Source organism: Anoxybacillus sp. LAT27 (genome assembly GCF_022030075.1).
GTDB lineage: Bacteria > Bacillota > Bacilli > Bacillales > Anoxybacillaceae > Anoxybacillus > Anoxybacillus kestanbolensis.
On the sequence record NZ_JAIWYK010000065.1, the window covers coordinates 79,710 to 87,037 of the forward strand.

6 protein-coding genes and 1 tRNA gene are annotated in these 7,328 nt (G+C 41.2%); all 7 read right to left on the reverse strand.

Features of this window, described 5'->3' with window-relative positions; all coding sequences use genetic code 11:
* Positions 1 to 107: 107 nt before the first annotated feature.
* A complete protein-coding gene (locus LD028_RS05325) occupies positions 108 to 2,072 on the reverse strand; it encodes a TRAP transporter permease (protein ID WP_237810674.1) in 1,965 nt (654 codons plus the stop codon).
* Positions 2,065 to 2,574 (reverse strand): DUF1850 domain-containing protein, encoded by a 510-nt coding sequence (locus LD028_RS05330; protein WP_237810673.1) that lies wholly within the window; start codon positions 2,572 to 2,574, stop codon positions 2,065 to 2,067. The genes LD028_RS05325 and LD028_RS05330 overlap by 8 nt, the downstream gene beginning before the upstream one ends.
* 72 nt (positions 2,575 to 2,646) lie before the next feature.
* Complete coding sequence (locus LD028_RS05335; protein ID WP_255706567.1) at positions 2,647 to 3,627, reverse strand: TAXI family TRAP transporter solute-binding subunit; 981 nt, start codon at positions 3,625 to 3,627, stop codon at positions 2,647 to 2,649.
* 281 nt (positions 3,628 to 3,908) lie between these two features.
* The gene (locus LD028_RS05340) at positions 3,909 to 5,099 is read right to left on the reverse strand and encodes a DUF5667 domain-containing protein (RefSeq protein WP_237810672.1); all 1,191 of its coding nucleotides are present in this window, start codon (positions 5,097 to 5,099) and stop codon (positions 3,909 to 3,911) included.
* 198 nt (positions 5,100 to 5,297) lie between these two features.
* Positions 5,298 to 6,170, reverse strand: a complete 873-nt coding sequence (locus tag LD028_RS05345) for a DMT family transporter (protein ID WP_237810671.1) — start codon at positions 6,168 to 6,170, stop codon at positions 5,298 to 5,300.
* Positions 6,171 to 6,420: 250 nt separating this feature from the next.
* Positions 6,421 to 6,493: transfer RNA gene (locus LD028_RS05350), tRNA-Val, on the reverse strand.
* A 103-nt stretch (positions 6,494 to 6,596) separates the two neighbouring features.
* Positions 6,597 to 7,229 (reverse strand): hypothetical protein, encoded by a 633-nt coding sequence (locus LD028_RS05355; RefSeq protein ID WP_237810669.1) that lies wholly within the window; start codon positions 7,227 to 7,229, stop codon positions 6,597 to 6,599.
* Between the last annotated feature and the right edge of the window lie 99 nt (positions 7,230 to 7,328).

Consider the following 7,328-nt stretch of genomic DNA (forward strand, 5'->3'; position numbering starts at 1 on the left):
GTTGCTACCAAAAGAAAAGATAGAACGCATGATACTGATGGCACCTAAAGCAACACCACTCCCGTCGATCCAAAAAAGAATCCTTTGCTTGTCGCAAAGGATTCCTTTTATTTTCCTTTCGTATGTTGATGGGCATCGCGTTTCCAAATGAATTGTAAAACAAGTAAAATCGCAAAACTACCGAGCCCGATGACATCTGACCAAAATGTCGGATTAATGAGCATAACCCCAGCTGTAACAGAGAGAATTCGTTCCACCCAATGTAAACTACGGAGCCAATATCCAATCATTCCTGCTCCAATCGCAATCATCCCTGTCACGGCCGTAAAAATGACCCAAAGCAACTCTGTTGTTGTTGTATTAATCATCAACAATTGTGGAGATAAAACGAACATATACGGAATGATAAAGGCTGCAATCGCCAATTTAGCAGACTGAATCCCCGTTCGAATCGGCTCTCCCCCCGATACTCCCGCTGCCGCAAACGCTGCAAGCGCAACTGGAGGAGTAATGTCCGCAATAATACCGAAGTAGAAGACGAATAGATGTGCTGATAAATCAGGAACACCGAGTAAAATAATTGCCGGTGCCGCAATAGTTGACGTAATGACATAGTTGGCAGTCGTCGGTGAACCCATTCCTAACACAATGGCCGCAATCATCGTTAAAAATAACGTCGGCAACAATTGTCCTCCCGCAATATCAAGCAAGCCGTTCGCTAGCTTTAACCCTAAACCTGTTTTTGTGACGATCCCAACAATAATTCCCGCTGAAGCTGTCGCTGCTGCTACACCTAAAGCTGTGCGCGCCCCGTCTACAAGCGCATAAATGAGATCTACAGGCTTCATTTTTGACGCCCGATTCAAAAACCCGACTACAATAGCAATGACAATTGAGTATAACGCAGCATGTGTGACAGTTACACCTGCCATCAATAACGCAATGACTGAAACGATAGGCACTAATAAATAAATTTTCTTAAGCACTTCTTTTCGGTCAGGCATTTCTTCTTTAGACAATCCACTTAATCCGATCCGTTTCGCTTCAAAATGTGTCATAATCCAAATGCCCGCAAAGTACAAAAGCGCAGGAATCGTCGCTGCTTTCGCAATATCCCAATACGTCAATCCCCCACCGATAAATTCAACCATAAGAAACGCTGCTGCTCCCATAATAGGTGGCATCAATTGTCCACCCGTGGACGCCGCCGCTTCTACCGCTCCAGCAAACTCTTTTTTGTATCCAAGTTTTTTCATCATCGGAATCGTAAATGATCCAGAGGTGACGACGTTCGCCACTGAACTTCCGCTAATCGTTCCTTGGAGAGCACTTGAAAAAATCGCTACTTTCGCCGGACCGCCTGTGCTTCGACCTGCAATGGCGACGGCTAAATCATTAAAATATTGCCCGACACCTGTTTTGACGAGAAACGAACCAAACAGTAAAAACAAGAAGATAAACGTCGATGATACCCCTAATGGTGTACCTAAAATACCTTCTGTCGTAAAAAACATCGTTTGAACTAAACGCTGCAAACTTAAACCACTATGACGCAAAAAGTTTGGCATCATTTCGCCAAAATAGCCGTACGACAAAAATAAAATGGCGATAATCATAATTGGCAATCCAACAGCCCGTCGCGTCGCTTCTAATACGAGTACGATTGCCATTACTCCCACATAGAAATCCCAGTCCGTCAACAAACCGGCACGCATAACGATCTCATCGATATGCATCGGCCAATATGCGCCGACGTAGATACTTAACAACGCCAGCACAATGTCATACCAAGCAATTTGCAGTTTTCCACGCTCCCTTTTTCCGCGGCGAGCAGGAAACAAAAGAAAGATTAAAGCTAAAGCAAAACCTAAATGAATGGAACGTTGAATTTGGGCTGTAAACACACCAAAAATCGCCGTGTACAATTGGAATAACGAGAAAGCGAGCAATCCGACAAACGTAACCTTTTGAAAAACACCCGTCAATTTACGTGTGTTCGATTCAGGATCGTATTTTTCTAATATTTGTTGTTGCTCTTCCGCCGACAACGTTTCAAACTTCTCTTTATCCATCGATGTTCACTCCTTTCATTTGTTGCCATACGCTCATTCGAATCGGAACAATGCGCACCCATACCCCTTGTCCAATTTTTTCACCGAGCATGATTTGCTTTCCTTCATAGACGAGGCGATGGTTCGCTCGCACTTGTCCGATACGAAGATGGATCGCTGGAAAATGACGGTTCATGTTCGTAATCACATATTTGCCATCTCTTTTTTCAAATACTTCATCTCCTTCGGCGTCTGCAGGCATCCCAATCCCGAAATTTTCATACGTTAATTCTGTTAACACAAATTCTTCATTAGTTATGTTGTACGTTTCAACAACGTCAGTTAAGTGGATGGAATGCGTATAAACGATTTGAAAGGATGGCGATTCATGTATTGGAAGAAAGGCGATGAGTTTATCAGAATCTTCCAAGTAAAAAGCAATGACCAGTTTATATGGAAAAAAGAACACGAAAGCGATCACGGTGAAAAGGGGCAAAAAAAAGAAACGTTTCCATGAAAGCACGTGAGACCCCACCTTTAAACAAACGAAACGATAGACCGAGCAACGTCGGTCTATCATGCATCCATCTGATCGTTATTTTACACCTTTTTCAGTAAAGTATTTTTCTGCTCCTGGGTGCAATGGCATATCGCCAATTCCATCAAGTGCTGTCTCTGCTTTAATTAATTTTCCTTTCGCATGTGTAATTTTATCTGTGTTTTCAAAAATCGCTTTTGTAATATTGTATACTGTTTCTTCGTCTAAATCTTTACGGACGACAAGCATCGCTTTTACCGCGACCGTTGTCACATCAGAATCGATGCCGTACGTCCCAGCCGGAATCGTATCTTCCGCATAGAACGGATATTTTGCGATTAATTCTTTTACTTTATCAGCAGCAATCGGAACAATTTTTACTTCTTTCTGAGCCGCTAATGCTTCTACTGCCCCAGTTGGCGTACCCGCTGTCACAAATGCAGCGTCAATGTTTCCAGCTTGAATACCGTCTACAGACTCATCGAAAGACAAGTTTTGTACTTTAATATCATCTAACGAAATACCGTGAATTTCTAAAATTTGTTGTGCATTCGCACTTACACCTGAGCCAGGTGCACCAATCGATACAGTTTTACCTTTTAAGTCTTCAACCGATTCAATGCCACTATCTTTTGTTGTGACGATTTGAACCGTTTCTGGATAAAGTGTACCGATAGCTTGCACGTTTTCTACTTTATTTCCTTCAAACATTAATTCTCCATTTAATGCGTAAGAGGCAATATCCGTTTGTGTAAACGCAATTTCTGCTTCACCTTGTTTTAATGTATTCATATTTTCTGCTGAAGCACCTGAAGATTGAGCATTCGCATTAATACCTGTCTCATCTTGAATAATGCTCGCCATCGCTCCACCGAGCGGGTAGTATGTACCACCTGTTCCCCCTGTTAAAATGCTAATGCTTGTAACTTTCTCTTTTTCTCCCTCGCTACCGCCTGTGTCATTGTTACCACATGCTGCAACAATCATTGTAATCGCTAACAACAAGGCGAATAAAACTCGACTGCGTAGTTTCTTCAATGATAACACCCCTTTTTCTTTTTTTATAAAAACACAATACTATAATAACATATACACCTAGAAAATTGTCAAACAATTATGAGATAATTCCCAATTTATTAATCATTCACCAAAAGTTACGTTTTTTATAACAAGCGTCGCTTGTATTCCTAAGAGAAATCTCATAAGCCGATCCGTTTTTGTACATCACGTTCAACGAAGAAGTGGTAAAATTTTTTATGTCACCAAAAAGAAAAAAAGCCAGCTAGACGCTGACTTTCGTAACTATTCAACCATTTTGTTTATTCATCATCTTCTTCGTGGTTTTCGTCATTCGTTTCGTTATACTGTTCACTTTCATCTTCCTGTTGCTCTTTTTTCGCTATGTTTTTTCGCTCTCTTTCCTTTATCTCTTCTTTACGCTCTTTCCATTTCTTTTTTCGTTCTTCTACTTTTTCTTTTATCTCTTCCTTACGTTCTTTCACCTTTTCTTTTATCTCTTCTTTACGCTCTTGCGCCTTTTCTCTTATCTCTTCCTTACGTTCTTGTGCTTTTTCTCTTATCTCTTTCTCAATCTGTTTTCGTCCCTTTTCTTGCGCTACTTGTTCGACTACATTTTCTTCATTTTGTTTGTTCGACTCCGAATCGACCACTTCCGTACTCAAAGATTCAACCGTTCCAACTTTCTTTTCAACACGAGCGATCATTTCTCCTGATTGTTTGACAAATGCTGTTTGTGTCGCTCGTTGTTTTTTCTCATATTTTTCTTCTAACTCTTTCAACTTTATCTCTGCTTCATCTGGTGTAATTTTTCCTTCTTTCAATTGCTTAGCTATTTCATTTTTCTTCTCTTCGTATTTTTGCTGTTTCTTCGCAAGTTTTTCTTCGAGTTTCATTGTCATTCTCGCAATATTTGCTGTAAGCGCTTCTTTCGCTTTTTCGTTTTTTATTTTTTCAACGAGTTGTTGAAGAACGAGAATATTTTTTGTTACTTTTTCATCCATTCCATCTACTTTCTCTTCCATTTCTTCATTTTCAACCGCTTGATCTTCTGTTGATTTTCCTACTTCGATCGCAAGCTCCTGCTGCTCAAACGCTTTTTCTAACGTTTCTTTCGCAAGTTGTTCATTCCCATTTTCCAACAAAACTTTAGCTTCTAATATTCTTTCCTTCGCCAAATCTGTTAATAGTTTCGCTTTCTCCACTTCATCAAATGTAAGTGCTAACTGAATCCGTTCAACAAATGTTTTGAAAAAGTAAAGGAATTCACCAGGGACTATCGTTGGCTTTTCCGATTCGTCCATTACATCTGCTACCTGTACTTCTGTCCAATCTCCCTTCTCTTCCGAAGGTGCTGATTCCCCTTCGAATGATTGTTCAACTTCTTGTTCTATTTGTGTTTCTTCTCCTTCAGCTTGTACATCAATACTGTTTAATTGGATAAAAGCGAGAGAAAATACGACTGCAAATAAAACACGAAAAAACGGCTTCATTTTCCTCACCTCGCATCATTTTATGTGATAAGTCTCTTACTTTAAGTATCGAAAAAATATCTCAGCTTTTCAAATCCCTTTTTTCCTAAAAAAATTAGAAATTTGCCCCAAAACCATTTAGTACACAGGACCTATCTTGCCACTCACCTCATAATACGCAAAAAGAGAGGAAACTCCTCTCATTCACGCTGTCTTTCTTTACTTTTTCTCAAACACAGCAACAATAACTCCGACAATAATAAGCGCCCCACCAATCCAAAATGAAACATGTAATTGCTCATGTAAAAACAGCCAACCGAACAAAGAACCGACAAGCGGCTGGAAAAAGAAAAAGAGCGAACCGATACTAGCATCCATCATTTCCATCCCTTTATTCCAAAGAAAAAACGCCCCTGCGGTTGACACAACGCCGAGATAAATGACCCCAAGCACAACAGGAAACGAAAAAGTTACAGACGCCACTTGCCACCATTCCCATACCATCATCGGTGTTGTACCAATCCATGCGACAAAAATCGCATAAGTCGTCATGACTAATACCGACAGACGATCCGATGCGATTTTGACAAGCACCGATAAAAGCGCCCACGTTACTGCCGCTCCAACGAGTAGCACGTTTCCAAAAAACGAGGTCGTCTCCCCTTTACCAAATCCAACAACGACAACAACCCCTGCCGTCGCAAGCAAAAGCGCACTTAGTTTTCGTAACGTTAGCGCTTCATTTAACATCCAACGAGCAAAAATGACAATGAAGGCAGGCGTGGCTGACGTAATGAGCGAAGCCGTATGCGCATCCGACCATTTCGTCCCGACAAACTGTAATGAAATAGAAACGACATACCCGACGATCCCAATCGATATGATATGCTTCCAATCTTCTTTTTCTTTTGGCACCGGAACACGTTGCACCTGTAAAATTGCCCATAATACAAAAAAAGCAACCGCATAGCGAAGCCATACGAGCGTAAATGGCGGAACATAATCGAGCACATATTTACTTACGACATACATGCCACCCCAAATGCTCGCCGCAAGCGACAAATACAACGAACCGAAAAACGTTTTTCTCATCTAGCTTCCCTCCGTCTTTTTTCTTTTTTCTACAAGACGGAACGTGCGCTTGCCCCGTCTTAGAAGCAAGCAACTGGTTGATCGTTCTCAAACAAGTACATATACATGTTCTTCACCCCTATACGATGGTTATTTTTCATTGTATCAAATTTTTCTATTTTTCATAATAATAATTTTAAAATGTCCTTAGTCATCTCGCCATTCCACAAACAAAAAACCCGAGCTCTTTTACAGAACTCGGGTTTTCCGATGATTCCGACTGGGCTCGAACCAGCGACCTCCACCCTGTCAAGGTGGCGCTCTCCCAGCTGAGCTACGGAATCGTATGTTGTTGTCCTATCGAACACATTTTTTATTATACTGATGTCCCCCCACATTGTCAAATATTTTTTTTGAAAAATTTTTTAGCCATTGCCTAGGCAATGGCTAATGACGGATAAAGTCGATATGCGTGCCTTGGAAAAGACCGTCTTTATATTCGTATGTGACGATTAAACTGCCGATGTATTCCCCTTTTTTTCGTTCGAGAAGTAATACGGCCTTCAGTTTTTGTTTATCGAGCGCGTATTTTAAAAAGCGATCGAACGTCACTTTGACGCCTTTCTCGCCTTGACGGTTATACGGAATGAGCGCGTGCACATGATCGATAATCAGCTCTGTTCCTTCGTCTGTTTCCCTCATCTTCACGCTCTTCAAAACAACGGTGCGCGGATCTTCGACGATCATTTCTTCTATCCCGTTTTCGTGATGGGCAAATACGTGCACTTCGTTTTTATACGTGCCGTTGCCGCGCGCTTTCACGAGAAAAACGACAATATCTTCTTTTCCATCTTTTGTGACATCTACCGAATGCAATTGCGGAATCGCCTTCGGATCATTGACATGCTCCCATTCCGGAAACGCATACGTCTGTTGACCGACGTGAAGCGTAAAATGACGCACCCAATCTCCATCTTCTTTGCCACATAGTTGTACGTTTGCTTCCTCTAATTTTTTTGTGCAAGTATCCCCATTGAACAAAAGCGCTGTCATAACCGATAATAATAATGATAAAAACATACGCATCCTCCATACTTTTTCATTTAGTGTCAACTACCCAACGACTAAAGTCGTGGGCTTGCAACTCCCCAGAAGTGCAAGCGGATGTTATCCTCCTTC